This is a genomic window from Balneatrix alpica DSM 16621 (assembly GCF_000619885.1).
Taxonomy (GTDB): Bacteria; Pseudomonadota; Gammaproteobacteria; order Pseudomonadales; family Balneatricaceae; genus Balneatrix; species Balneatrix alpica.
The window spans coordinates 322,985-349,430 of the sequence record NZ_JHUZ01000006.1 but is presented as its reverse complement, the minus strand read 5'-3'; the positions used below and the strand labels follow the sequence as shown (position 1 = coordinate 349,430).

Below are 26,446 nucleotides of genomic sequence, written 5' to 3'. Positions count from 1 at the left end.
AACTAAATGTTTAGTATTGTCCGCGTTCGCAGATCCCCCTCTGCACTCTGGTAACGGACAAGGAATCCCACCCCATGAAAAAATGGTTAGGAGTAGGCGCATTGGCCATCGCGGCCGGTGCTGGTCTGGGCTGGCAACAGGGCTGGTTCAAACAATGGCTCGGAGCCGATGCTCTGCCACTGGAGGCCTATGCCCCCGCAGACACCTTCTTCTACGTGGGTGGCACACCTCACCCGCAACTGGCGGAAAATCTGGATAAGCTACCGCTAGGGTTAAGCCAGATGGATCTGCAGGAAATACGTACTCTGCTTCAGCAAGAGCAACCCGCCGAGCCCAGTGGCCGCTTTCTTCATGCACTGTTGCTGGATCTGCTCAACCATCTCGACCGCCCCAGCCAGCTGGTCGAGCGCTATGGTTTGGATCTGAGCCGCAGCCAAGCCTTCTTTATGGATGGGCTCTATCCGGTGATCAAGATGCCGGTCAACAACGAGCAGAACTTCTGGCAAGCCTTTAACCAATTCAGCCAAGACAGCGGCCTACAGCCGCAGCAGAGTCAACTGGATCATCTGCAGGTATCACGCTGGCGCCTGTTGGAACAACAGGGTGAATACCTGGATATGGCCGTTACCCTGGAACAGGGTCTGGCCACCCTGACCCTGCTCTCCAACTTTGATAATGATGCCCAGGTACGCCAGCGCCTGGGCCTGGTGCGGCCGGTCACCTCCCTGCAAGAAAGCTCTGAACTGGCGCAGATGCGTAAAGATTATGGCTTCAGCGAGGAGATGATCCTGCTGTTCCATCTTGAGCGCTTGACCCGTTTGGTTCTGCAGCCTGACTCCAGTCCTGCCGCCCAACAGCTGCAACAACTGTTGAGCCGTGCTGAGATCAATGTGAATCAAGACCTGACCCCGGCCTGTCGCCAGGAAATCATCGGTTTAATCAGTCAAACCCCTCGTATTGTCGGCGGTTATTATCAGAGCGAATTCTCCCCCCAGGGCTATCGGGTGGATTCTGAAGCCGTGCTGGAGATCAAACACGAGCCGACTCGTCAGGCCCTGGCCAAGCTGCGTGGTCACCTGCCCAGCCACACCCTGCAGGCTGAACCAGCGCTGTTCTCCTTAGGTTTCGGTACCGATATCAATAATCTGGTACCCGCTACCACGGAGCTCTGGAAAGCCTTTACCGAAGCCAAATTTGATTGCGCGGAACTGGTTGAGCTGCAACAGGCCAGCGCCAGCCTCAGCCCCGCTTACCTGGGCATGGCCACCGGCATGATGCAGGGTATTAAAGGGATTGGCTTCAGCCTTTACGGCCTTCAGCTTGATCAGCAAAACCCCTTTAATTCCAAGCTGGATGCCCTGCTCAGCATTGCCAGCGACAACCCCGGCACCCTGATCAGCATGCTGGCCGCCAGCCCCTTCGGCCAGGGCATTCAGATTCCCCAGGACGGCAGCCTGGGTGAGGTAGATCTGTCCATGCTCTTGCCCGGCCTGACCATGAAGGCTGGTATCCAGGGTCAACACCTGGTGGCCGCGCTGGGTCCCCAGGCCGAACAACAGGCCAGCGCCCTGCAGCAAGAAAAACTGGAGATTAACGGCCTTAGCAGCGTCAGCGTTGATATCACCAAGCTCACAGAGCTGGTTGCCAGCCTACCCGCCCGCGACCTCAGTGACCTTAGCGGTCTGGAGGACGATTTAGCCGACCAAGCCTGTATCGAGCAGGCCAGCCTGGTACATGATCTCCGCCAGATGCCCGTGCAAGCGGTAGTCAAAATGGACATCACCGGTAAAGGCTGGAGCACCCGTAGCCAACAACTCACCCAATTCCAGCAGACTAAGCTGCCGGAGCTGGCCGGTCGTTATCAGCTGTTTAACCAAAGTGATGACTGCCAAAGCCAGGACGTGGTGGGTGAAGAGCAGATCGGCCAGGATGGCAAAGGCCTGTTCCTTGGCCGTGAAGCGGGCCTGGACTGCGATACCAGCCGCATCAGCTACCAGTGGCGCCAACAGGGCAGCCGTCTGCTGATGGAAAATGGTCAGTTCCAGGGTCGTGATAGCTGCGATGGCGAATGGGATGAACAGATTGCCTACAACGCCAGCTGTCAGATCATCAATATCGATGCCAAGGGTTTCCAGTGCCTCTATAACGAAGAGGGCGAGATCAGCCTCTACCGTTATCAGCGCCTCCAGTAACCCTCAGGCCCCGTCCGCTACCGTGACGGGGCCCTTTCTTTTTCCTCCCTGCGACCCCGACTTGCGAATCTGAGTGAAATCGCAAAATCCGGTCGCATCACTGATAGCTCCTCGCCCTGCTCCTAGCTATAAATGATACTGGCCCTGTTCGCCGTGCATACCGCGATCAGTTGACAGAGATAATAAGGAGCCCCAGATGAGCCATACCCCGGAACAGTTCCGTCCCTTCCTGGACTGGATCGACAGCCAGCAACAACGCATGGTCGAGGACCTGATTCGGGTGGCCAATATCAACTCCGGCAGCTACAACGTCGAGGGGGTTAACCGCACCGCTGAGGCTTTTGCCGAGCTGGCCGCCAATCTGGGTGCCGAGCTGAGCTGGCATGAGGTGGCCCCGCAGGAAGTCGTCAACGACAAGGGTGAAGTAGAAGTGCGTCCCCTTGGGCGAGCCCTGCAACTGTCTAAACGCCCCGAAGCGCCCCTACGTGTCTTTTTGTGCGGTCACCTCGACACCGTTTTCCCCCAAGACTCCAGCTTTCAGCAGGTGCGCTGGCTGGACGATGACACCCTCAATGGCCCCGGCGTTGCCGACCTGAAGGGTGGTTTGATTCTGATGCTGACCGCCCTGCAAGCCTTTGAGCAGAGCCCTTATGCCGATCAACTGGGCTGGGATATCCTGCTTAACCCCGATGAAGAAATCGGTTCTCCCGGCTCCAGCGCCCTGTTCCCCGTCTTTGCTGAACGCACCCAGGTCGGCCTGTTATATGAGCCAGCCTTCCCCGATGGCAATCTAGCCGGCGAACGCAAAGGCAGTGGCAACTTCAGCGTGGTCGTCCGTGGTCGGGCAGCCCATGCCGGACGCGAGCACCACCTGGGTCGTAATGCCATCCGCGCCCTGGCCGATTTCACCAGCGCCCTGGATGACCTCAACGGTCAGCGTCAAGGCGTCACCATCAACCCCGGTTATGTCAAAGCCGGTGGCCCGGTCAATATCGTGCCGGATCTGGCGGTGATGAAGTTCAACATTCGCCTGGAGCGTCCAGAAGACGAGCAATGGTGCCTTGACCACCTGCAACGCCTGAGTGCTGAAATCAATGCCCGCGATGGCATCAGCCTGGAGCTGCACGGCGGTTTTGGCCGCAAGCCCAAGGTGTTATCACCCGCCAATCGCAAGCTGGCTGATCTGGTGAGCGAATGTGGGCAGGCGCTGGGTATGTCCCTTGAGTTCAAACCCTCCGGTGGCTGCTGTGATGGCAATAACCTGGCCGCCTGTGGCCTGCCCAATATCGATACCCTCGGGGTAGTAGGGGGCAAAATCCATTCCCATGAAGAATACGTTGAGGTGGCCAGCTTAAGTCAGCGCGCTAAGCTCACTGCCCTGATCCTGCTGCGTCTGGCCACCGATGCCGACCGCAGCTGGCTGAACCGCTGAGGAGGCTCCGATGCTAATCGTTCGTCCGATCGAATTCCAAGACCTGCCGGATCTGGAGCAACTTGCTGCCCAAGCTCCGGTGGGCACCACCACCCTGCCGAAGAACCGTGATGCCCTCAGCAGCATGATCTCCGCCAGCCGTCAGGCCTTCCAGAGCGATATCGAGCAGCCAGGGCCTGAGCGTTACTACTTCGCCCTGGTCGACACCACCAGCAATAAGATGGTCGGCATCTCCGGCTTGGAGGCAGCGGTGGGCATTCGTTCCCCCTTCTACTCCTACCGGGAGCAGTCGGTGGTGCACGCCTCCGGCGAGCTGCATATCCACAACCGCATTCCGGCCCTGTACCTGTGCCAGGATTACACCGGCTCTACCCTGGTCAGTACCCTGTTCCTTGACCAGCAATACCGGGTACAGGCGAATCGGCTGCTGATGTCACTGGTGCGCTTCCTCTTTATCGCCCAGCATCGCCAGCGTTTTGCCAATACCGTGTTTTCCGAAATCCGTGGTGTCACCGATGAACAAGGCCGCTCTCCCTTCTGGGAAAGCCTCGGCCGGCATTTCTTCAGCATGGATTTCAGCCAGGCGGACCAGCTGACCTCCATCACCAACAAAGCCTTTATTGCCGAGCTGATGCCGCAATACCCGGTCTATGTGCCCCTGCTTAGCCCCGAGGCGCAGGATGTGCTGGGCGTGCCCCACGATGACACCCTGCCGGCCTACCAGATTCTGGAAGAAGAAGGCTTTAAGAGCCAAGGCTATATCGACATCTTCGACGGCGGCCCCACCGTGGAGTGCCAGGCCCGTCAGATTCGTACCGTGCAAAGCTCTGAGCTGCTACGGGTGCGCATCGGTCAAGCCGGTGGCGAGCAGTCTTATCTGGTCAGCAACACCAGCGCCCAGGGCTTCCGCGCCCTGGTACTGACGCTCAGCCCCAGTGAGAGCGAAGTCCAGCTCAGTGCCGAGCAGGCGGAAGCCCTGCAGGTGCAAGAAGGCGACGAAATTCGTCTGGCCCCCCTGCCAGCGTAAACAAAACACCGACCCGGTGGATACCGGGTCTTCAGCCGGCCCACACCGGCTGCCCAGGGTCGCGCCATGGTGGCGTGGCCGCAAGCAAAACAAGGTTGTCCTGTCATGATGATCATTCGTCCTGTCACCGCCGATGACGCCAACGCCCTGATGGAGTTGGCCATCGCTGCGGGAGTAGGGTTTACCTCCCTGCCCCCGGATGAGGCGCGTATTAGCAAACGCATTCAGGCTTCACTGGAAGCCTTTGCGAAAAAACTGAATAAGCCGGAGAACGAGTCTTACCTGTTTGTCATGGAAGACAGCGAAACCGGCACAGTGGCTGGCTGCTGCGGCCTGGAATCCGCGGTGGGCATGGACGAGCCCTGGTATAACTATCGCATCGGCACCCTGGTACATGCCTCGCGGGAGATGGAAGTACACAACGTTTTCCCCACCCTGTACCTGAGTAACGACCACACCGGCTGTGCCGAGGTGTGCACCCTGTTCCTGCGCCCGGAATACCGCAAAGACAAAAACGGCGCCCTGCTGTCCAAGTCACGCTTTATGTTCCTGGCAGAGTTCCCCCATCGCTTCGCCGAGAAGATCATCGCCGAAATGCGGGGCTACTCCGACGACCAGGGACGTTCCCCCTTCTGGGAAGGGCTGGGACGTCACTTCTTTAGCATGGACTTTGCCGAAGCCGATCGTCTCTGCGGTCTGGGCAACAAGTCCTTTATCGCCGAGTTAATGCCCCGCCACTCGCTCTACATCAACCTGCTGCCCCCCGAAGCCCAGTCCGTGATTGGCAAAGTGCATGACAACACCGTACCGGCCCGGCGCATGCTGGAATCCGAAGGTTTCCGCTATGAGGGTTACGTCGATATTTTCGATGCCGGTCCCACCCTGGAGACCCGGGTGGCGGATATCCGCGCCGTACGTGAAAGCCGCTATTTCCGCGTGCGGATTGGCCAGCCGGAAGCCGGTGAACTGCATCTGGTCAGCAATACCGAACTCAATGATTACCGCTGCACTCAACTTGCCCTCAGCATTAATGACCACAACCAGGTGGTGCTCCCTGCTGAAGCCGCCGCAGCCCTGAAAGTCGAAGATGGGGACACCGTGCGCGTCGTACCCCTGTCACCCGGACGGAGATTTTAAGATGTCAGTACAAGGTAAACACTTTATCAATGGCGCCTGGGTTGAAGGTCTAGGTCACACACTGCAATCCACCAACCCCGGTAATGGCGAACTGCTGTGGAGCTGTCAAACCGCCACCGCCGAGCAGGTTGGCAGTGCTATGCAAGCCGCCCGTGCCGCCTTTGCCGATTGGGCCCTGGCCGGTTTTGCCCAACGTGAAGCCATCGTCAAAGCCTTTGCTGAGCTGCTGGAAAGCAACAAAGAGCATTTAGCCCGCGTCATTGCCCAGGAAACCGGCAAGCCCCTGTGGGAAACCCGCACCGAAGTGCAGGCCATGATCGGCAAAGTTGGCATTTCCATCGCGGCCTACCACGAGCGCACCGGCACTAAAGAATCCGCAGCCCCTGGCGGCAAAGCGGTGCTACGCCATAAGCCCCACGGCGTAGTAGCGGTATTTGGTCCCTATAACTTCCCGGGACACCTGCCCAACGGCCATATCGTACCGGCCTTGCTGGCGGGTAACACCGTCGTTTTCAAACCGTCCGAGCAGACCCCCTGGGTAGCGGAAGAAACCCTGAAACTGTGGCAGCAGGCCGGCATCCCCGCCGGCGTACTCAACCTGGTACAGGGTGAAAAGGAAACCGGTATTGCCCTGGCTAACGACCCCGAGCTGGATGGCCTGTTCTTCACCGGCTCCTCCCCCACCGGCCATCTGCTGCACAAACAGTTTGCCGGCAACCCTGGCAAAATTCTGGCACTGGAGATGGGCGGCAATAACCCGCTGGTACTGGGTCAAACCGACAATCTGGATGCCGCCGTACACGAAACCATCCAGTCTGCCTATATCACCAGTGGCCAGCGCTGCACCTGTGCACGCCGCCTGATTATCCCCGCCAATGCCCAGGGTGATGCTTTCCTGGCCAAGCTGATCGCCGCCATCGGCAAGATCGAAGTCGGCGCCTGGGATGCCGATCCTCAGCCCTTTATGGGCTCCCTGGTGTCTGAAGCCGCCGCCAACAGCATTCTGAAAGCTCAGGCTGACCTGATCGCTCGCGGCGGCAAGAGCCTGGTAGAAGTGAAAAAACTGCAAGAAGGCACTGGCTTCTTAAGCCCGGGCCTGATCGATATGACCGGCATCGAACTGCCGGACGAAGAGCATTTTGGCCCGCTGCTGAAGGTGCTGCGTTACCAGGACATGGATCACGCCATTGCCCTGGCCAACGCCACCAGCTACGGGCTGTCCGCCGGTATCCTCTGCGATAGCCGTGACGAGTATGAATACTTCCTGCTGCGTTCACGTGCCGGCATTGTTAACTGGAACCGCCAAACCACGGGCGCGGCTTCCAACCAGCCGTTCGGCGGCATTGGTGCATCCGGTAATCACCGGGCCAGCGCCTACTATGCGGCAGACTACTGTGCCTACCCGGTGGCCTCCATCGAAGTAGAAGCCCTGAGCCTGCCTGCCCAATACAGCCCGGGTTTGAAACTCTAAAGGAGCCAGTATGAAAGCCTTTGAAGCAAACTTTGACGGTCTGGTCGGGCCTACCCATAACTACGCCGGTCTGTCTTATGGCAACGTTGCCTCCATGGGTAACGAAGCCAGCCCTTCCAACCCTAAGGAAGCGGCCAAGCAAGGTCTACAAAAGATGAAAGCCCTGGCCGATCTCGGCCTGTGGCAAGGGGTCTTGGCACCGCAGGAGCGTCCCGATGTGCACACCCTGCGCAAGCTGGGCTTTAGCGGTTCCGATAGCGAGGTACTAGCGGCCGCAGCCAAGCAGGCGCCCAAGGTTTTGGCGGCGGTGAGTTCCGCCTCCAGCATGTGGACAGCTAACGCGGCAACCGTTTCCCCCAGTGCCGATACCGCCGATGGCCGGGTGCACTTTACCCCTGCCAACCTGGTGAACAAGTTCCACCGCTCCACCGAGCACCCGGTCACTGGCCGTATTCTGCAGGCCATGTTTGCCAATGATGAGCACTTTGCCCATCACCCCGCCCTGCCCAGCGTGGATCACTTTGGTGATGAAGGTGCAGCCAACCATACCCGTTTCTGCCGTGAGTACGGTGAGCAAGGGGTGGAGTTCTTCGTCTTCGGTAAATACGCCTTCGACAGCCGTAAAGTGGCGCCGGTCAAGTTTCCTGCCCGTCACACCTATGAAGCCTCAGAAGCGGTAGCCCGTCTGCATGGCCTCAACCCCGCCAAGGTGGTGTACGCCCAGCAGAACCCGGAGATGATCGATGCCGGTGTGTTCCACAACGATGTGATCGCGGTGGGTAACCAGAATGTGCATTTCTGCCATGAGCAGGCCTTCCTCAACCAGGCCGAAGTGCATGCCCAGATCAAAGCTGCCTTTGGTGAAGGTGAGTTCCACGTGATCGAAGTCCCCACCGCCAAAGTACCGGTGCTGGATGCAGTAAAATCCTACCTGTTCAACTCCCAGCTGATTGCCCTGCCCAGCGGCGGCATGGCGATTGTGGTACCAGAAGAGTGCCGTAAGACCCCCAGCGTTTGGGCCTATCTGCAGGAGCTGCCCAACCTTGGCACCCCGGTCAAGGAAGTGAAGGTATTCAACCTGACCCAGTCCATGAGCAACGGCGGTGGCCCCGCTTGTCTGCGTCTGCGGGTAGTGTTGAATGAGCAGGAAAAGGCTGCGGTTAATCCCTCGGTATGGATGAACGATCAGCTGTTCGCCACCCTCAACACCTGGGTCGATAAGCACTATCGTGATCGTCTAACCGAAGCCGATCTGGCCGACCCCAAACTGCTGGTCGAGTCCCGTACCGCCCTGGATGAACTGACCCGCATTCTCAATCTGGGCTCAGTCTATCCGTTCCAACGCGGTTAATCTGCCTGCCTCAAGCTTACCCTTGCCCCCTCTGGGCAAGGGTTTGCCTGACTAAACTGTCAGGCCTGCCAGTCTTACTGACCCAAGTTCCCTAATCACGGCAGCCATGGCGCAGACGGCGCCAATCTACCTATTGCTGATACAGATTCGAACCAACCAGCCGCATAGTCAGGGGGTATAACTAACGCTGTTGGAATTTGCCATGCTTAACTCCCTGTTACTCCATCGGCTCTTTGTACCGATGATTTTCCTTGCGGTAGCAGGCTTAGGCGGGCTGGGCATCTACATTTATGACCAACAATGGCGCGCTGGGGTGAATCAAACGCTGCAAGAGTTGGCCTATACCCAGGCATCCACCCTCGAACGTCATATCTTCCGTTCCCTTTCTGCCGCTCAGATGCTGGCGCTTGCCGTTAGACGTGAGCAAGGCAAACCCGATGATTTTCCCCAACTAGCCGAGCAGATCAGCGAAGTCGTGGGTGGTTTTACCAACCTGCAACTGGCCCCGCGGGGAGTCATCACTGACATCTACCCTCTGGCTGGTAATGAACGCGCCCTGGGTCTCAACGTCCTGACTGGCAGTAAAGATCAAACCCAGAATATCCAGACCCAGCAGGCAGTGATGGAAAACCGCATGATCTTGGTCGGCCCCTTTACGCTGATCCAGGGGGGCGAGGCCATTATTGGTCGCCAGCCAATCTTCATTGATCGCGGAGACCAAGAAGAGTTTTGGGGGCTCGCCTCCGTCCTTATCCGCATGGAAAAGCTCTACGAAGCCACAAATTTGGCCTACTTGGCCCGTAGTGGCTACCACTACCAACTCAGTCGTACCAACCTGGAAACCGGGCAAAGTGAAACCTTCTTCCACTCCCACCCAGAACAACGTTTTCAGTCCGGCCTGAGTCAGGCTTACCCCATCCGTCTGCCCGGTAGCCAGTGGCAGTTGCAGATTTCCCAGCCGGTTGAGCGGCTGTGGGTATTACTGTTGCAGGGCGTGATGGTGCTCATCCTCGCCGGTAGCTGTGCCTGGCTAGTGCGCTACCTGCAAAAAGAGCCGGAACGGCTGCGTCGCCTGATTAACGCCAAAATCAGTGAGGTCGAACGGATCAGCTTTCGTGACTCCCTCACCGGGCTAGGCAATCGCCGTTTATTGTTGCAGGAGCTAGAGGCTTTGGTGCTGCAACTAGGGAGCGACCAGCAAGCCGCCCTTATTTACCTCGATCTGGATGATTTTAAACGCATTAATGACTCCCTCGGCCATGACCTCGGTGATGAGCTACTCAACAAAATCGCACTACGCTTGCGCAATAAGGTAAAAAACACCGATCTATTGGTACGTCTAGGCGGTGATGAATTTGCCCTGCTGCTGCGCAATGTACAAAGTTACGACGCCGTCGCTTTCTACGCCGAACGTATCCAAGAACTGATCGCCCGGCCGATTCCGTTGGCCGACCACCAGTTTGTGATGAAGACGACCCTGGGCATTGCCATGCTGCCCAATGATGGCAAAAGTGCCAATGAGCTGATGCAACATGCTGACTTAGCACTCTACTCCGCCAAACAACAGGGTAAAAACACCTTCCATTTCTATAACCAGCAAATGCAAGAGCAAGCGGTACAGAACATGCAGGTGGAAGAAGAGCTACGTCTGGCCCTACGTCGTGGTGAGCTGGTACTGCACTTTCAGCCGATCTTTAGCCTCCATACCGGCCAACTACAGAAATATGAAGCCCTGGTACGCTGGCAACATCCACACAAAGGGCTGATCTATCCTGGCGCCTTTATTGAAATTGCCGAGCGGACTGGACTGATAGTAGATATGGGCTATTGGGTGATTGAGCAAAGCTGCAAACTGCTTAGCCAGCAGCTCAACCAAGGCCAACCACCGGTCAAAATTGCCGTCAACGTCAGTGCTGCACAGCTGAAAGACCCTTACTTTATCGAGCGCCTGCGCACCCTGCTGACCGCACAAAAAGTACCGCCATTACTACTGGAGCTGGAAATTACCGAATCCATGCTGCTGGATGATCTGGAACGTGCCATCCACCAGCTCAACCAATGTCGTCAGCTGGGGCTTAGCATTGCCATTGATGATTTCGGCACCGGTTACTCCTCCCTTAGCCAGCTGAAGAAGCTGCCGGTGAATACGCTGAAAGTGGATCGCAGCTTTGTGATTGATCTGGACAAGGATGAAGAGGATCGACAAATCGTCGAAGCGGTTATTGTTATGGCTCACACCCTGCAACTACAGGTGGTGGCAGAAGGCATCGAATCCGAGGCCCAACTGGAACTGCTCAAGCGCTTCCATTGTGATCTCGGACAAGGCTTCCTACTGGGTAAACCCCATGCCGACATGCGGGCTAATCCCGGTTGGCGCTTTAGCCCAGATTTAACCAAACCAGGAGCCTCAGCCAGCCTGAATGGATTGCAGCGTTAACGCCTGACTGGCACTCTAGAGCCCTCTTATTTGAGGGCTTTTTTGTGTTACGACCCTTTCTGATTATGCTGAGCCTTAGCCTGTCTCTGCTGCTCACCTGGCAGGTAGGCCAGCACGCCCAGGACTGGCGCTTACAGCAGCTGCAAAGCGAAGGGGAAGACCGACTGCTGCAGCTGGTGATCGAACTGCGCAGTGCCCTCTCCGCCTATGAATATCTCCCCTTTATGGTGGCGCAAAATCGCGCGGTACGTGATCTGCTGCTCTATGCGGATGTCGCCCGTGATAAAGAACGGGAGGCCGATGTCAGCCTCTTCCTGGAACAGACCAACCTGATTGCCAACAGCTCCGCCCTCTTTGTGCTCGACCGCCAGGGGCGCGCCCTGGCCCACAGTTATTGGCGTGACCAGCAGGATTTTTACCTGCAGCCCCACCATGAGCAGCCTTACTTTACCCAGGCCCGCCAGGGAGAGCGCGGCAGTTTTTTTACCCTCTATGACATTAATCAGCAGCCCGCTTACTACCTGTCCGCCCCCATTTACCTTGGCCCGGAGTTTATGGGAGTCGCGGTGGTCAAGGTCAACATGAGCCATCTGGCGAGCAAACTGCGTAGTGAAGGCAACTATGTCTTTAGCACACCGCAAGGCATCGTCATGCTCGCCACCCTGCCAAACTGGAGTCAGCAGGCACTGGATAATCTGCTGCAGGGACGTCAGCTACAAACCCTCAGTAATGGCGTACGGGCGCGACTGTGGCAGCTAACCGAAGGGCAACAGCTGGTGCAAAGCGTCACCCTGGATGACCTGCACTGGACCCTCAGCGTCCTCAGCCCGACCCTGCCGGCCCATCGCACCGGGCAAACCCTGTCGCTGTTCACCCTCGGCAGCTGCCTGGCGCTGGCGCTGTTAAGCCTGTACCTGCGTGAACGCCGCCTGAAGCATCGCTCCCAGCAGGAAACCCGCGCAGTGCAGGCACGCAATGAGGTGCAGCAGCGCTCCATTATCAGCAAGGCCCAGGTCGGCTTGATTACCCTCAATCAGCAGGGCGAGATGCTCTTCGTCAACCCCATGGCGCTGCAGCAGTTTGGCCTCTCCCCCAGCCTCGCCCGTCATCTGCGCTTGCATCAGCTGTTACTGGAACCCTGGCCTGGCGCGGTCAGTCTGGCCTTACACAGTCTCCAGCAACCGCCATTTCGTGCCGTCCGCGCCCAGGAGGCCTTAGGACGGCGTGCCGATGGCAGCCAGTTCCCCATGCTGTTCTCGCTGCAGCCGATGCCGGCGATGCCAGAGCCCACCTATCTTGCCACCATCATTGATATCAGCCGCCGCAAGCGGCTGGAGTCCGCCCTGCGTGACGCCAATGAATCCCTGGAGCAAAAAGTCCGCGAACGCACCCAGGCGCTGGAAACTGCCCAGGCAGAGCTGGTGCAGGCCGGCAAGATGGCGGCACTGGGGCGGATGTCCACCGCGATGGTGCATGAGTTGAATCAGCCCCTGACCGCCATGCGCACCTACATCGCCATCTGTCGCCAGCTGCTGCAACAGCCCGAACAGCTGGCACCGCAATTGGCCCTGCTGGATCAACTCACCGACCGCATGGCCGCCATTACCAGCCAACTGAAAAGTTTCGCCTATCAAAAACCGGATCAGCTCCGCCCGGTCGCTTTAGCCGCCAGCCTGCAGCGGGTACTCAAACAGTTTCAGCCGCGTCTGCAGGAGCAGGGGGTGGAAGTCAGCGTCCAGGGCTGTGAACAGAGCCTGCTGGCCGAGCCCCATCGTCTGGAGCAGGTGCTCTCCAACCTGCTGGTCAACGCCCTGGATGCCATGCAGGGGCAAACATCCCCCGCACGCCTGCAGATGAGTGGCGAGTGCCTGAGCCCACAGCTGTTTGCCCTGGAGGTGCATGATTCCGGCCCCGGTATTGATGAACAGGCACGCAGCCAGATCTTCGATCCCTTCTACACCAGCAAACCACTCGGCCAGGGCCTGGGCTTGGGTTTAGCCATCGTCAGCTCTATCATGCGTGACCTGGGCGGCCAAATCAGTCTGCTGCCACAGCCTGGCCCCCTCGGCGGCGCCAGCTTTCAATTGATTCTGCAACGAGAGCCTGAAGATGAGTAAAGGACAGGTGCTATTAGTCGATGATGAAGCCATGGTGCGCCAAGCCACCGAGCAATGGCTGCGTCTGGCCGGCTTTAGCGTGCAACCCTGTGCCGATGCCGCCAGCGCCCTGAGCCAGCTGCAGCAGGGCTATGAAGGGGTATTACTGACCGATGTGCGCATGCCGGAGATGGACGGCCTGCAGTTACTCGCCCACTGCCAGCAACACTGGCCGCAATTACCGGTGATTTTACTGACCGGCCACGGCGATGTGGATATGGCGACCCAGGCCATGCGCGATGGCGCCTATGACTTCCTGGAAAAGCCCTTCGTACCCGAGCGCCTGGTGGAAACCCTCAGCCGGGCCTGCGAAAAACAGCGCCTGACCCTGGAAAACCTGCGTCTGCAGCAATGTCTGGAGGATCAATCAGGCCTGGATGCCAAACTGATCGGTATCTCCCCCGCCATCCAAAAACTCAAACGCGATCTGCTCAAGGCCGCCCGGCTGGATACCAACGTCATCATCTATGGCGAAACCGGCACCGGCAAAGAATTGGTGGCGCAATGCCTGCACGAGTTCAGCCTGCGTCACAAACGCCCCTTTGTGCCGATTAACTGCGGTGCCATTCCAGAAAACCTGATTGAAAGTGAGCTGTTTGGCCATGAGGCCGGTGCCTTTACCGGTGCCCATAAGCGTCGTATCGGCAAATTTGAATACGCCGATGGCGGCACCCTGTTCCTTGATGAAATCGAATCAATGCCCGCTCACCTGCAAATCCGCCTGCTGCGGGCCCTGCAGGAAGGGGTGATCGAACGGCTGGGGGCCAACCAGCCCATCAGCGTCAATCTGCGTGTCGTCGCTGCCGCCAAGGTCGACCTGCTCGAAGAGGAAGGCTTTCGTAATGACCTCTTCTATCGCCTCAATGTGGCTCAGCTGCATATTCCCCCGCTGCGTGAACGCAGTGAGGATATCCCGCTGTTGTTTAGCCACTATGTGCACAAGGCCGCCGCCCACCATGAACAACCCCCGCGCCGCCTGAGTGAGCAGGATCAGCGCCTGCTGCAGGCCTACCCCTGGCCCGGCAATGTGCGGGAGCTCAAAAACATCAGCGTACGCTTTGCCCTCGACCCGGATCTCAGCCTCAATGAGCTGCTGTTTCCCCATGCCGCCTTTACCGAGCTCCCCAGCCCCCAACCTGGCGTGCCGCTGAGCGTGCAGGTGGCAGCCTTTGAAGCCGAAGTGATCAAGGCGGCACTGGCCCGCCATCAGGGCAACATTAAAGCGGTGCTGGATGAACTGGATTTGCCCCGCCGCACCCTCAATCAAAAAATGCAAAAATACGGGCTGGCGCGTCACGACTTTCTTGATGACGACGACAGCCCCGCTGCCTAAGGAGTCACAGCATGGGAATCCTCGATAGTCTGAAAAACCTGTTTAGTGCCAGTCAGGGCCCCGACAACCGTTACCCGGTGGAAGAATACCAGGGCTACCAGATCCAGCCTCAGCCTCAGGCCATGGGTGGCCAATATCGGGTGCAGGCACTGATTCGCAAAGGTGAACAGGAGCATCTGTTTATCCGCTCCGATCTGGTCGGTGGCGCCGATGAGTGTGCCGAGCTGACCCTGCGCAAGGCCAAGATGACCATTGACCAACTAGGCGAGCGGATTTTTGCCTAACGGACACCAGTCTCGAGTCGGCTGGCCACAGCCGACTGCCCCTCACAGGGGTGAGAAAGGCGCCAGACTCAATCCGTCGTTAGCAAATTTACCCATTTGGCTTGAAGCGGCACCAAAAAAGGCTTACTTATCAGACATCCACCTGAGCCAGGGAATGCATCAGGTTAAGTGCACTAACGCAGGATGCCCGGTTAACCCAGTTATCTGAGTTGTTGTGATGGAAAAACCTGCCGCACCCCGCAATGAACTGCAGCGCCTACATCAGCTGCACGCCCTGAATATTCTCGACACCCCTGCTGAGGAGCGTTTTGATCGCCTGACCAGGCTAGCGAAACGGCTGTTCGACGTACCTATCGCCTTGATTAGTTTGCTGGATGAACAGCGTCAGTGGTTTAAATCGCAACAAGGAATTGATGTCTGTGAAACGGCCCGCGATATTTCCTTTTGCGGCCATGCCATCCTCACCGATCAGCCTTTTATCATCGAAGATGCCCGTCAAGACCCTCGCTTTGCCGACAACCCGCTGGTTACCAACGAGCCTTTTATCCGTTTTTACATTGGTTTCCCACTGATTCTCGACAATGGTTGCGCCCTGGGTACCCTCTGCTTAATTGACAACCGCCCACGCAAACTCGACGAGGAAGATCTGGCTTTACTGCAAGACCTGGCCAATATGGCCCGGCAAGAGCTCATCGCCCTGCAAATCGCCACCGTCGATGAACTGACTCATATTTCCAACCGCCGCGGCTTTAGCATTCTGGCCGAACACACCCTGAAGTTTTGCCAACGTCATCACCATCCCGCCAGCCTGTTATTTTTTGATATGGATGGTTTTAAAGGGATTAACGACACCTTCGGGCATCTGGAAGGCGATCGTGCCCTGGTTGATTTTGCCCAGGTACTGAAACAAAGCTTCCGTGATAGCGATGTGCTCGGCCGCTTGGGGGGCGATGAATTTGTCGTGCTGTTAGCCCAAACCAGCCGCAATCAGGTACAGGGTATTTTGCAACGCTTTGCCAGTGAGCTGGATACCTTCAACCGCGAACAAGGGCGCTGCTATCAGCTGCATGCCAGCGTCGGCATGGCCCACTGGCAGCCCGAGCAACCCATCGACCTCACCCAGTTACTGCACGAGGCCGATCGACAAATGTATAAACATAAGCGAGAAAAATAATCCTCCCCTCACTCATGGACTAGCCTGCACTGGCTGAGCAGCCAGCATGACGCTCGCGTCAATCTCATACCAAAGTTTACGTTTACGTCAAAGTCGTTACTGTCTATATACTGATCTACGACTTTGATTGGCTGCGCAAGACAGAGGGAGAGAACCATGACCACGCCGGCTTACCCTGACTTTTACTCCGACTTTGACCCCCAACGCCTGGCGCAAGAGGTGCTGCAAGGCAGCCTGGAGCAAGGTTTGAATGTCTGTGTGGAAGTCTGCGACCGTTGGGCCAGCGACCCTACTCGTTTAGCCCTGCGTTATCAGGGCGCCAACCGCGCCAATCAGGACCTTAGCTTTGCTCAGCTCAAACAAGACAGCGCTCGCCTAGCCAACCTGCTGGCCAGTCTGGGGGTCAAAAAAGGCGACCGTGTTGCCGCGCTCTTACCCCGCACCCCTGAACTCCTCACCGTCGTACTGGCGACCCTGCGCCTGGGGGCGGTCTATCAACCTCTGTTTACTGCCTTTGGCTCCGGCGCCATTGAGTATCGTCTGAGTCAGGCGCAAACCAAGGTGGTGTTCACCGACGACAGCAACCGCAGCAAGCTGGATGATGTCGCCAACTGTCCCCCTATTGTCCGTGTCAGCCACAACCTCCACCAGGATATTGACTACTACCAGCGCCTGGCCCAACAGAGCCCTGACTGTGAGCCGGTGCTGATTCACGGCGATGATGCCATGCTGCAGATGTTCACCTCCGGCACCGTGGGCAAATCGAAAGGGGTGGCGGTGCCCGCCAAGGCCCTGTTGGCGTTCTATGTCTATATGAAATACGCCATCGACCTGCGCGCCGAGGATAAATACTGGAACGTTGCCGATCCCGGCTGGGCCTATGGCCTCTATTACGCAGTACTCGGCCCCTTGCTGCTAGGCCAGACCACCCACTTCAACGAGCAGGGCTTTACCCCGGAAACCACCTACCAGATGATTCGCCAGTATGGCATCACCAATCTGGCGGCAGCACCGACAGCCTATCGTTTGCTGATGGCCAACGATCACATCCTGGCCGCCGGTGAAAACCTGGGGCTGCGGGTGGCCAGCAGTGCGGGGGAACCCCTTAACCCCGAGGTGATCAATTGGGTCAAGCGGCGCCTGGGCTGCCCGGTGATGGACCACTACGGCCAAACCGAAACCGGCATGACCTGCTGCAACCACCATGCCCTCAGCCATCCCGTGCGCATCGGCTCCATGGGCTACTCCATGCCCGGCTATCGGGTCGTCGCCCTGGATGGCAACTTCAACGAAATTGGCGAAGGCGAAATCGGTCAGCTGGCGGTGGATATGCAAGCCTCGCCGCTGTATTTCTTCCAGGGTTATACCTGGGATGAAAAGCGTCCCTACCATGGCCGCTACTATCTCACCGGTGATGTGGTGATCAGCCATGGTGATGGCAGCTACTCCTTCACCGGACGCGATGATGACATCATCACCACCGCAGGCTATCGCGTCGGCCCCGCCGATGTGGAAAGCACCCTGCTGGAACACCCCGCCGTGGCCGAATCCGGTGTCGTAGCCAAGCCCGATGCTACCCGTGGCTCGATTATCAAGGCCTTTGTGGTGCTGAAGGGCAATGCCAGTGGCAGTGATGAGCTGGCCAAGGAAATGCAGGAACTGGTACGCAAGCGCCTCTCCACCCACGCCTTTCCTCGTGAAATCGAGTTTGTTGACAGCCTGCCCAAGACCCCCAGCGGCAAAATTCAGCGCTTTATCCTGCGCAAGCAAGCCGAAGACGAGGCCGCACGGGGTTAACCAACAGAGGAGCCAGCATGCCTCAGCAACAACAAAAGATGAGCCTGGAGCAACTGCAGGCCTTCTTCCAGGAGCACTTTCCCCAGGGTCACCAATATGGTTATCCGGAAGCCCTGGGGGCAGGCTGGGCGCGTCTGCGCCTGCAAGTGGATGACGACCACCTGCGCCCCGGCGGTACCGTCTCCGGCCCCAGCATGATGGGGCTGGCGGATGTCGCCCTCTATGCCGCGCTGCTCAGCCGCATCGGCCCGGTGGCGCTGGCCGTCACCACTAGCCTCAACATCAACTTTCTGCGCAAACCCAAGGCAGGCGTGGATCTACTGGCGGAGGCCAAAATGCTTAAAGTCGGTAAGCGTCTGGCGGTCGGAGAAGTGTTGCTCTATTCCGAGGGTGATGACGAGCCGGTGGCCCATGCCACCCTGACCTACTCCATCCCCGCCTGAGGCACAGCATGAGCTCCCCCTATCTGCTTGAAGTCGAGGCTCAGGGCCGCCGTTTGCAGCTACAGGTGCAGCAATGGCAGCCCCGCACCGCCCGTCCCGGCCCCACCTTGGTATTGCTGCATGAAGCGCTGGGCAATCTCAGCCTCTGGCGCCACTTTCCCGCCGAATTAGCCGAGGCCACTGGCCTCCCGGTGATCGCCTACTGCCGCGAAGGCTATGGTGAATCCAGCCCCCTCAGTGGCCCCCGCAGCGATGATTACCTGATTGAACAGGGGCGCGACTGGTTACCGGCGCTATTGGCACGACTGGAACTGGATAAGGTGATTCTGCTCGGCCATAGCGATGGCGGCTCCATTGCCCTGGTCGGCGCGGCCTGCTGCCCCGAGCGCATCCTCGCTATTGTGACCCTGGCGGCCCATATCTACGTGGACCCGCTCACCACCCAGGGGATTGAGCAGGCGGTCGAGCGCTATCAACAGCAGGATCTGGCCACACGTCTGGCACGTTACCATGGTGAGCGCACCGATCCTCTGTTTCGCGCCTGGGCCGAAACCTGGCTGCGTCCCTCCTATCAACAGTTAAATTTACGCCCCTGGCTCAAACAGATTCGCTGCCCGGCACTGATCATGCAGGGCGAGGAGGATGCCTACGGCCTACCCAGTCAGGTACTGGATATCGCGCATGGCATTGGTGAACAGGCAGAGGCGTGCTTTTTACCCGCCTGCGGCCATAGCCCACACCTGGAACAGGCCGAAGCAGTAATTGCCGCCATCCAACATTGGTTGGAGCCCTTGCTACCCCTGACAACACCCTAGCCTGCCCACCCGGGTACAGTAAGCCCCCACACTCTCCTGACAGTCGCTGTCAGGAGCCACCGGCTAAGCTGGCAAGCTGTTAACCCCACCATGGAGCAGCCTGTTATGGATCACACCCACTTAATGTCATTTGCCGGTATGGAGTTTTCCCGTTTTCGTTTACGCCCAGGGGCCAGTGAGGCCCAGTTGCGCCAAGCAGCAGCCACGATGGTTGCCGGTCTCTATGCCAATGAACCTGGTTTTCTCGGTCACTGCCTGCTGCGTGATCAGTACAGTGGTGAATATGTCGATGTGGTCTTTGCCGATAGCGCCGAGCGGGCTCAGGCGCTATGCAGCAAGTGGGGCAATCCGCCGAGTGCCCCCGCTTGCCTGGACTATCTGGCCTTGATCGAACCTGGCAGTGCCCAGCTGGCTTTTTTCCAACGGCTTTAAAGTGCCAATAAACGTCCCTGACGACGGGGTGAGCGGCTGGCGATAAAGCACAGCTCCTCGCCACGCCCCACACTACGCTGACTCAGACGAGCGTAGAAATACCCTTCCTGCGGCGCACAGAGGCTAAGGCGTTGCCCCGAGTAGGGGCACTGAATCCAGGCCAAAGGGGTGCCTGCTGCCAGCCAGCGTCCCGGCATTTGCAGATAGCTGACCACCCCGGCCATCGGCGCCCGGAGCGCCTCCACCCCGGCTAAGGGCAACAGGTGCGCTGCCTGCCCCCGGGCACTGGCACTGCCCGCCAATACCCCCAACTGGCACAGGTAACTGAGCAAACCGGCCACATCCGCCTCGGTATAGGCCGGATCGGTATCCAACTGTCCACGCAGCTCCAGGGTCACCGCCAGCGGCAACGGCAAATCCGCATAGTGCTGACGCAGCCTTAACCAGTTCTGCATGATGGCATCATCAAAGGACATCCCCCCCGCCTCCTCCGCCAACAGCACCAGCGGCACCTGCAGATGCTGAGCCAGCTCCGCTACCTGGGCGCGGTTATGCTCATTGGCATACAGGTGTAAGCAGGCCTCAGAATCACAGTGCAGATCCAGAATCACATCCGCCTGCAATGCCAGGGCAAATAAACGCCCCTGCAATTGCTCCAGCTCACTCAAACCAGGCTGCTGTTGCAAAGCCGCCAACAGGGCGTCCCGGGCCTGGTGTGAGCTGACCTGCTCCTGCTGAGCCAGCAGGGTTAACGCCTGCTCGGCTAATAGGGGAAAGTGACGATTAAAATTTTGCCCGCTCCGCGCCTCAAAACGGCCCTGCAGCAGTCCCAGATGCCACTGCCCCAAGCCCAGCGGGTTCGCCATCGGCACGACGATGACCCGGCCACGCAAGCGTCCCTCATCTTGCCAGTGTTGTAAGCAGGCAATCAGGCGGTGCAGCACCAGGCTACCGGGGCTCTCATCGGCATGCAGTCCCGCCTGCAAATAAACACAGGGTTCAGCATCAGGCTGGCCAAAGTGCCAGACCTGCAACTGATGGTGGCGCCCAGGGCTACCGGGCTCAAGGCAAAGGGTTTCGATCTGCATCACAGGATTCCGCGCTCAGGGCCCCGACCATCCGGTGCGGGGCCGCCCAGAGGATTAGTCGTATTGGTTGTAGTCAAAGTAGCGATCGTTAATCAGCTCATAGGTGCCATCGGCCAGAATCGCCGCCAGCGCCTGATTGATCTTGCCTAATAGTTCGCTATTACCCTTGCGTACCGCGATACCGGAGCCGGTACCAAAATACTGGGGATCATCCATCTTCGGCCCAAACAGGGCGTAATCTTTGCCCTGGGGCCCTTTTTGCAGCTCATAGCCCACCCCTACCTCGACCACCACCGCATCTAAGCGGCCAGCAACCAGGTCAAGGAAGGCGTTCTCCGGCGTGCTATAGGTGCGCATTTCCGCCCCGGCGGGCACATAGATGGCTTGGGTGTAGTTCTCTTGAATGGTGCCGAGCTGCACACCGATTTTCTTGCCCGCCATCGCCGCCGGACTACCGTCCAGGCTGGTACCCTTGGGGCCGATAAACTGCGAATAGCCCCCTTCATACTTATCACTAAAATCCACCGATTTGAGTCGTTCTTCGGTAATCGCCATGGAGGCCACCACCATGTCGAACTTACGCGCCTTCAAAGCAGGGATCAGGCTATCGAAATCGTAATGCTGAATTTGACACTCGACCTTCATTTCCTCGCACAGAGCCTGGGCGATCTCCACATCAAAGCCGGTCAGGGTGCCGTCCGCCAACACCATGCTATAGGGCGGGAAAGCCCCATCGGTGGCCACTCTTAGGGTTTTCTGCTCCGCCTGTGCACTGACACTCAGACCCAGCGCCACGGCAAGCGCAGCCAGTTTTGTTATTGTTCGCATAGGGTTCCTCCTGTTTGGAAACCCTACTCTAGCCAGCCCTCTCCACCCTGCCCCGATACAGCAGCCCATAATCCCCACTGAGCTGTCATGGTGATTTCACCAATACAGCCTTGGCAGCGGCTCGTCCCTGTGGCATTAACAACTCATCGCCCCAGCCCGAATCTAGCCAGGACCCCAGCATGGCACCGACACTGGCCGAACGCCTGTTTACCACTCTGCAGCAGCAGCTCCATGCGGGCCATTGGCTGCCTGGCCAGCGGCTGCCCTCCATCCGTCAACTGGCCCAGCAGGAGGGCATCAGCACCTACACCGTTGCGGATGTTTACGATCGTCTGGTGGCCGCCAGCCTGATCGAAGCCCGGCGCGGGGAAGGTTTTTTTGCCTGTCATGCCAACCAGCATGGTGCCCACTCCGCCCTGCCCCCACCCCGCCTGGACGCCTTTTGGCTGATCGATAGCCGTTTCCATCCCGACTCCGACGCCGCCCAACCCGGCAGCGGCTGGCTGCCAGATAGCTGGTACGACCAGGATGCCCTGCACAAAGCCCTACGCCAGTTAGCCCGTCAGCCTTTACAGCTGGGCTATGGCGAAACCGCCGGCTGGCTGCCTTTACGCCAACAGCTGGCCAGTCAATTACAGGAACAGGGGATTCCCGCCCAGGCCGACACCCTGCTACTGACGCAAGGCGCCAGCCAGGCCTTAAGCCTGATCGTGCTAGCGCTGATCAGCCCTGGACAGAAGGTCTTGGTGGATGAGCCCGGCTATACCAACCTGCTCGGTCTGCTGCACCAGGTTGGCGCCGAGGTGATAGGGGTGCCCTGGACAGCAGAAGGGCCGGATTGCCAAGCCCTGGCCAGGCTGCTGGCGCAGCATCAACCCAAAGCGTTTTTTACCAATAGCCGCCTGCATAACCCCAGTGGCGCCAGTTACTCCCAGGCCTGCGCCCATCGAGTGCTGCAACTGGCGGAGCAGTATGACTGCTGGCTGATTGAAGACGATGTGGCGGCAGCCCTGGCTCCCCCCGGCTCCCCCACCCTGGCGGCGCTGGATCAGTTACAACGGGTGATTTACCTCAGCAGCCTGTCCAAAAGCTTGGCTCCGGGCCTGCGGCTGGGCTATCTCTGTGCCCATCCGGCCCTCTATGCCGCCCTGCTGCAGAGCAAGCTTAATCTGAGCCTGACCAGCTCCACCCTGAATGAGCAACTGGCCAGCCTGCTCCTCGCCGATGGCCGGCAGCGCCATCGCTTAACCCAACTGCGGGAACGCCTGCTGGCCGCCAATCTGCACGCCCGTCAGGGCTTCCAACGCCTGGGCTGGCGTCTGTTTGCCGAGCCCGCCGCCAGTTGTTTCGTCTGGGTCGAGTTACCCGCCCACCTGGGCGATGCCCTGAGTCTGTGCGAAGATGCCCTGCAGCAGGGCTGGCTGCTGACCCCCGGCACCCTGTTTTATCCACAACGTCGTCCCAGCCGTTGGCTGCGCTTCAATGTGGCCTATTGTGATACCGCCCTGTTCGAGTACTTAGCCCGCTATGCACCCTGATGCACTCAAATGGAATCAACGCTATGCCGAACGCCCGCTGCAGGCGCCTGCCCGGCCTGAGGTCTGGGCGGAACTGCAGTCTTGGCTACCCCAGCCCGTGGCCAATGCACTGGATATTGCCGCCGGAGAGGGTGCCGCCAGCCTGCCCCTGGCGCAAGCGGGCTGGCAGCTGACCGCGGTGGATATTGCCGACCAGGGACTGCAGCGCTTGCAGCATTTTGCGCAGGAACAGGCATTGCAACTCAGCACCCAGGTGGTGGATCTCAACCAACCTGACCAGCTGCCGGCGGGGCCCTTCGCCCTGATCCTGATCCTGCGCTACCTGCCCGCAGCCGAGCTATGGCCAGCCTTAGCGGCGCGCCTGGCGCCGCAAGGGCGCTTGCTGTTCTGCACCTTTAACCAGCAGGCGCAGATGAACCCCCGCTTTTGTCTGCAACCGGGACAGTATCGCCAGCAGTTCCCCTCACTGTCCCTGCTGCACGCGGGCCCCTGCACCAGCCAACCGCAGTTGGATCTATATGTCTGGCAAGCTCCTAACGCGGCGCCGCGTTAAGGTCATCCAAACGCATCAGGATGGCGGTCTTGTCCTCGCGGGCGACCTCCTGCCAGGGCCGGTTTTGCTGCGCTCCCAACATGGCATAGAGCATATTGAGGCTCAGCCCCGGCTGTTGCGCGCGCAATTGCAGATAAAGCTCAAAGGCATCCGCTGCCATAAAGCTTTCCACCGTTTCGATACCGATGGCCGCCAGCATCTGCTCGCTTTTCGGCCCTAACCCGGCTAGGTCGCGGATAGCCATCTTGATCTCCTTAGTCCCTCATCTTTTTCAATAACAAGCGCAGCTGTTTTTCTAATTCCACAATAGCGAACAAGGCGACCCCAATCGCCACCACCAGCACACCGTCCGCCAGCGGCACCGCAGTGGTGGCAAACACTTGTTGCAAGGGTGGCAGGTAGGTGATGGCGAACTGCGCCAGGGTGACGCTCAACACCATCGCCCACACCATCGGCGTAGCCTTGACTGCCTGCCAGTTGAGGGAGCTGCCATAGAGATTACGGATAAAGAACAGATGGAAGATTTCCATCACCACCAGGGTATTCAGCGCCAGGGTGCGAGCCAGCTCCAGGCTATAGCCCTGGGCCAGAGCATAACGATAGATGCCAAACACCCCGGCCAAAAATAACAGCGACACCAACAGGATATGCCATACCAGCTCACCGCTGAGTAGGGGTTGATGGCGTGGCCTGGGGGGACGGCGCATGGTATTAGGCTCGACGGGCTCAAAGGCCAGGGCGATCCCCAGGGTCACGGCGGTAATCAGGTTGACCCACAGAATCTGCACCGGCGTAATCGGCAGGGTCAGCCCCAGCAGCAGGGCCACCACGATGGTGATGGCCTCCCCGGCGTTGGTTGGCAGGGTCCAGCTGATCACTTTTTTCAGATTATCGTAGACGGTACGCCCTTCGCGCACGGCCGCCACGATGGAGGCGAAGTTGTCATCCACCAGCACCAGCTCCGCCGCCTCCTTGGCCGCCTCACTGCCTTTCCCCCCCATGGCAATACCCGCATCGGCCCGCTTCAACGCCGGCGCATCATTGACACCATCACCGGTCATGGCCACGGTCAGCCCCTGCGCCTGTAATGCCATCACCAGACGTAGTTTGTGCTCAGGACTGGTGCGGGCAAAGATGTCCACTTCCTGCACCTGCAGCGCCAGACTAGCATCATCCAACTGATCCAGCTCGGCACCGGTCAGCACCCGTTCGCTACAACTGAGCCCCAACTGAGCGCCTATGGCTTTGGCGGTAATGCCATGGTCACCGGTAATCATCTTCACCCGGATACCGGCCTGGCGGCACTCATGGATGGCGCTGATCGCCTCGGCCCGCGGTGGGTCCTGCATCCCCACCAGCCCCAGTAGGGTCATCCCCTGCAAATCATCGAACTGCAGGCTGCCCTGCTCGGCATCGACAGCCTTGGTCGCCAGGGCCAACACCCGCTGGCCCTGGGCCGCCAGCCGTTCAACCTGCTGTTGCCAATAGTCCCTGTCCAGGGCGGCATTATCCTGTTGCTGCCACTGCTGGCTGCAACAGGCCAGCACCTGCTCCGGCGCTCCCTTCAGCAGGATCGCCGCCTGGCCCTGGTGATCATGGTTAAGGGTCGCCATCAGGCGATGCCGGGAATCAAACGGGATCAGATCACGGCGGGGACACTGGCGACGCTCCTGCTCCACCTGCAGCCCCAGCTTGGCCGCCAGACACAGCAACGCCCCTTCCATCGGATCGCCTTCAACACTCCAGTTACCGTCTTGATCGTGCAGGGCGGCATCATTACAGAGCGCCGCCACCCGTCCCAGCGGCCAGTAGGCCGACAGCTGCTCCAACGCCAACAACTGCCCGTCCAGGCTGACGCTACCAGTAGGCGCATAGCCTGCACCGCTCAACTGCAACTCGCCCTGCTGCAGTGCCAGGCTGACCACCATCATTTCATTACGGGTCAGGGTGCCGGTCTTGTCGGTGCAAATAACCGAGACGGAGCCGAGTGTTTCAATCGCTGGCAAGCGCCGCACGATGGCGTTGCGTCTGGCCATCCCCTGCACCCCCACCGCCAGGGTGATGGTCAAGACCGCTGGCAAGCCTTCCGGAATCGCCGCCACCGATAGACCCACCACAATCATAAACAGCTCGGCAAAGGGGTAAGCCAACACCAGATGGCCAAATGCCAGTAACAGACCGGCCAGCAGCAGAATCATCAGAGTCAGCCATTTGGCAAACTGCGCCATCTGCTCAAGCAACGGAGTCGTGAGGGTGTTGACCTGATCCAACAGACCACTAATCCGCCCCAACTCCGTTTGACTGGCGGTCGCCACCACAATGCCCAGGCCCTGGCCACTACTGACCAGGGTGCCGCTATAGGCCATGCAACTGCGATCCCCTAGCGCGGCCTGCTCCGCCACGGCCTCGGTTTGCTTCTCCACCGGCAGCGACTCCCCCGTCAGCAAAGCTTCCTGCAGCTGTAAGCCATGGCAGCGGTATAAGCGCAGGTCGGCAGGCACCCGCTCACCGGCTTCTAACCAGACTCGATCCCCCGGCACCAGCTCGGACCCAGGCACTGTCTGACGTTTGCCTTCGCGCAGCACTACCGCCTGGGGCGCCAGCATATGACGAATCGCATCCAGCGCCCGCTCGGCCTTACCCTCTTGCAGGAAGCCCACCAAGGCATTGACCAACACGACGGCGACAATCACCAGGGTATCCACCCAGTGCCCCAGCAGAGCGGTAATCGCGGCGGAACCGAGCAGGACATAGATCAGCAGATTATGAAACTGTTGCAAAAACCGGCGCCAGCCAGGCAGCGGCGCCGCCGCAGTCAATTGATTGGGGCCATATTGCAACAGGCGTGCGTCTGCCTCGGCGGCACTCAAGCCTTGTTCCGGACTGTTTAACTGCGCACTGACCTCGGTTACCGATTGCTGGTGCCAAGAAGGTGGGGTAGACATGCTGAGCTCCTTG

At 59.0% G+C, this 26,446-nt stretch carries 21 protein-coding genes; 17 read left to right on the top strand and 4 right to left on the bottom strand.

Going from position 1 to position 26,446, the window contains the following annotated elements:
• The first annotated feature begins 74 nt into the window (after positions 1 to 74).
• The 15 genes from Q334_RS0102195 to Q334_RS17670 all read left to right on the top strand — a co-directional run bounded on the left by Q334_RS0102195 (position 75) and on the right by Q334_RS17670 (position 19,481).
• Positions 75 to 2,192, top strand: coding sequence for a hypothetical protein (locus Q334_RS0102195; RefSeq protein ID WP_027311777.1), 2,118 nt, complete (start codon positions 75 to 77; stop codon positions 2,190 to 2,192).
• A 196-nt stretch (positions 2,193 to 2,388) separates the two neighbouring features.
• Positions 2,389 to 3,624 carry a hydrolase gene (locus Q334_RS0102190; RefSeq protein WP_027311776.1) on the top strand — a complete coding sequence of 412 codons (1,236 nt, stop codon included), beginning with the start codon at positions 2,389 to 2,391 and terminating at the stop codon, positions 3,622 to 3,624.
• 10 nt (positions 3,625 to 3,634) lie between these two features.
• On the top strand, positions 3,635 to 4,651 hold the full coding sequence (gene astA, locus Q334_RS0102185; protein ID WP_027311775.1) for an arginine N-succinyltransferase: 1,017 nt from the start codon (positions 3,635 to 3,637) through the stop codon (positions 4,649 to 4,651).
• A 105-nt stretch (positions 4,652 to 4,756) separates the two neighbouring features.
• A complete protein-coding gene (gene astA / locus Q334_RS0102180) occupies positions 4,757 to 5,788 on the top strand; it encodes an arginine N-succinyltransferase (RefSeq protein ID WP_027311774.1) in 1,032 nt (343 codons plus the stop codon).
• Between the two features lies 1 nt (position 5,789).
• Positions 5,790 to 7,259, top strand: a complete 1,470-nt coding sequence (astD, locus tag Q334_RS0102175) for a succinylglutamate-semialdehyde dehydrogenase (protein ID WP_027311773.1) — start codon at positions 5,790 to 5,792, stop codon at positions 7,257 to 7,259.
• A 10-nt stretch (positions 7,260 to 7,269) separates the two neighbouring features.
• Positions 7,270 to 8,610 carry an N-succinylarginine dihydrolase gene (gene astB / locus Q334_RS0102170; RefSeq protein ID WP_027311772.1) on the top strand — a complete coding sequence of 447 codons (1,341 nt, stop codon included), beginning with the start codon at positions 7,270 to 7,272 and terminating at the stop codon, positions 8,608 to 8,610.
• Positions 8,611 to 8,812: 202 nt separating this feature from the next.
• Positions 8,813 to 11,047, top strand: a complete 2,235-nt coding sequence (locus Q334_RS17680; RefSeq protein WP_051527449.1) for a putative bifunctional diguanylate cyclase/phosphodiesterase — start codon at positions 8,813 to 8,815, stop codon at positions 11,045 to 11,047.
• A 44-nt stretch (positions 11,048 to 11,091) separates the two neighbouring features.
• Positions 11,092 to 13,164, top strand: coding sequence for an ATP-binding protein (locus Q334_RS0102160; RefSeq protein ID WP_027311771.1), 2,073 nt, complete (start codon positions 11,092 to 11,094; stop codon positions 13,162 to 13,164).
• Positions 13,157 to 14,536, top strand: coding sequence for a sigma-54-dependent transcriptional regulator (locus Q334_RS0102155; RefSeq protein WP_027311770.1), 1,380 nt, complete (start codon positions 13,157 to 13,159; stop codon positions 14,534 to 14,536). The genes Q334_RS0102160 and Q334_RS0102155 overlap by 8 nt, the downstream gene beginning before the upstream one ends.
• 11 nt (positions 14,537 to 14,547) lie before the next feature.
• Positions 14,548 to 14,820 (top strand): HlyU family transcriptional regulator, encoded by a 273-nt coding sequence (locus tag Q334_RS0102150; protein WP_027311769.1) that lies wholly within the window; start codon positions 14,548 to 14,550, stop codon positions 14,818 to 14,820.
• A 217-nt stretch (positions 14,821 to 15,037) separates the two neighbouring features.
• On the top strand, positions 15,038 to 15,994 hold the full coding sequence (locus tag Q334_RS0102145; RefSeq protein WP_027311768.1) for a GGDEF domain-containing protein: 957 nt from the start codon (positions 15,038 to 15,040) through the stop codon (positions 15,992 to 15,994).
• Positions 15,995 to 16,150: 156 nt separating this feature from the next.
• Positions 16,151 to 17,791 carry an AMP-binding protein gene (locus Q334_RS0102140; protein WP_027311767.1) on the top strand — a complete coding sequence of 547 codons (1,641 nt, stop codon included), beginning with the start codon at positions 16,151 to 16,153 and terminating at the stop codon, positions 17,789 to 17,791.
• Positions 17,792 to 17,808: 17 nt separating this feature from the next.
• Positions 17,809 to 18,234 carry a PaaI family thioesterase gene (locus Q334_RS0102135; protein ID WP_027311766.1) on the top strand — a complete coding sequence of 142 codons (426 nt, stop codon included), beginning with the start codon at positions 17,809 to 17,811 and terminating at the stop codon, positions 18,232 to 18,234.
• A gap of 8 nt (positions 18,235 to 18,242) precedes the next feature.
• The gene (locus tag Q334_RS17675) at positions 18,243 to 19,049 is read left to right on the top strand and encodes an alpha/beta fold hydrolase (RefSeq protein WP_035460513.1); all 807 of its coding nucleotides are present in this window, start codon (positions 18,243 to 18,245) and stop codon (positions 19,047 to 19,049) included.
• Between the two features lie 105 nt (positions 19,050 to 19,154).
• A complete protein-coding gene (locus Q334_RS17670; protein ID WP_155888943.1) occupies positions 19,155 to 19,481 on the top strand; it encodes a hypothetical protein in 327 nt (108 codons plus the stop codon).
• Here Q334_RS17670 and Q334_RS0102120 read toward each other — a convergent pair.
• Positions 19,478 to 20,569: a M14 family metallopeptidase gene (locus tag Q334_RS0102120; protein WP_051527447.1), complete on the bottom strand. Its 1,092-nt coding sequence runs from the start codon at positions 20,567 to 20,569 to the stop codon at positions 19,478 to 19,480. The two genes, Q334_RS17670 and Q334_RS0102120, sit on opposite strands and share 4 nt — an antisense overlap.
• Positions 20,570 to 20,623: 54 nt before the next feature.
• Positions 20,624 to 21,397, bottom strand: a complete 774-nt coding sequence (locus Q334_RS0102115; protein WP_027311764.1) for a transporter substrate-binding domain-containing protein — start codon at positions 21,395 to 21,397, stop codon at positions 20,624 to 20,626.
• Between the two features lie 179 nt (positions 21,398 to 21,576).
• Here Q334_RS0102115 and Q334_RS17665 point away from each other — a divergent pair, with 179 nt between their 5' ends.
• Complete coding sequence (locus tag Q334_RS17665) at positions 21,577 to 22,935, top strand: aminotransferase-like domain-containing protein (protein WP_051527446.1); 1,359 nt, start codon at positions 21,577 to 21,579, stop codon at positions 22,933 to 22,935.
• Entirely contained in the window at positions 22,925 to 23,488 is a 564-nt protein-coding gene (locus Q334_RS0102105; RefSeq protein WP_027311763.1) for a class I SAM-dependent methyltransferase, read from the top strand. The genes Q334_RS17665 and Q334_RS0102105 overlap by 11 nt, the downstream gene beginning before the upstream one ends.
• Here Q334_RS0102105 and Q334_RS0102100 read toward each other — a convergent pair.
• Both Q334_RS0102100 and Q334_RS17660 read right to left on the bottom strand, forming a co-directional pair.
• On the bottom strand, positions 23,469 to 23,732 hold the full coding sequence (locus tag Q334_RS0102100; RefSeq protein ID WP_027311762.1) for a TfoX/Sxy family DNA transformation protein: 264 nt from the start codon (positions 23,730 to 23,732) through the stop codon (positions 23,469 to 23,471). The genes Q334_RS0102105 and Q334_RS0102100 overlap by 20 nt on opposite strands.
• Positions 23,733 to 23,742: 10 nt before the next feature.
• Positions 23,743 to 26,433, bottom strand: coding sequence for a cation-transporting P-type ATPase (locus Q334_RS17660; protein ID WP_051527445.1), 2,691 nt, complete (start codon positions 26,431 to 26,433; stop codon positions 23,743 to 23,745).
• Between the last annotated feature and the right edge of the window lie 13 nt (positions 26,434 to 26,446).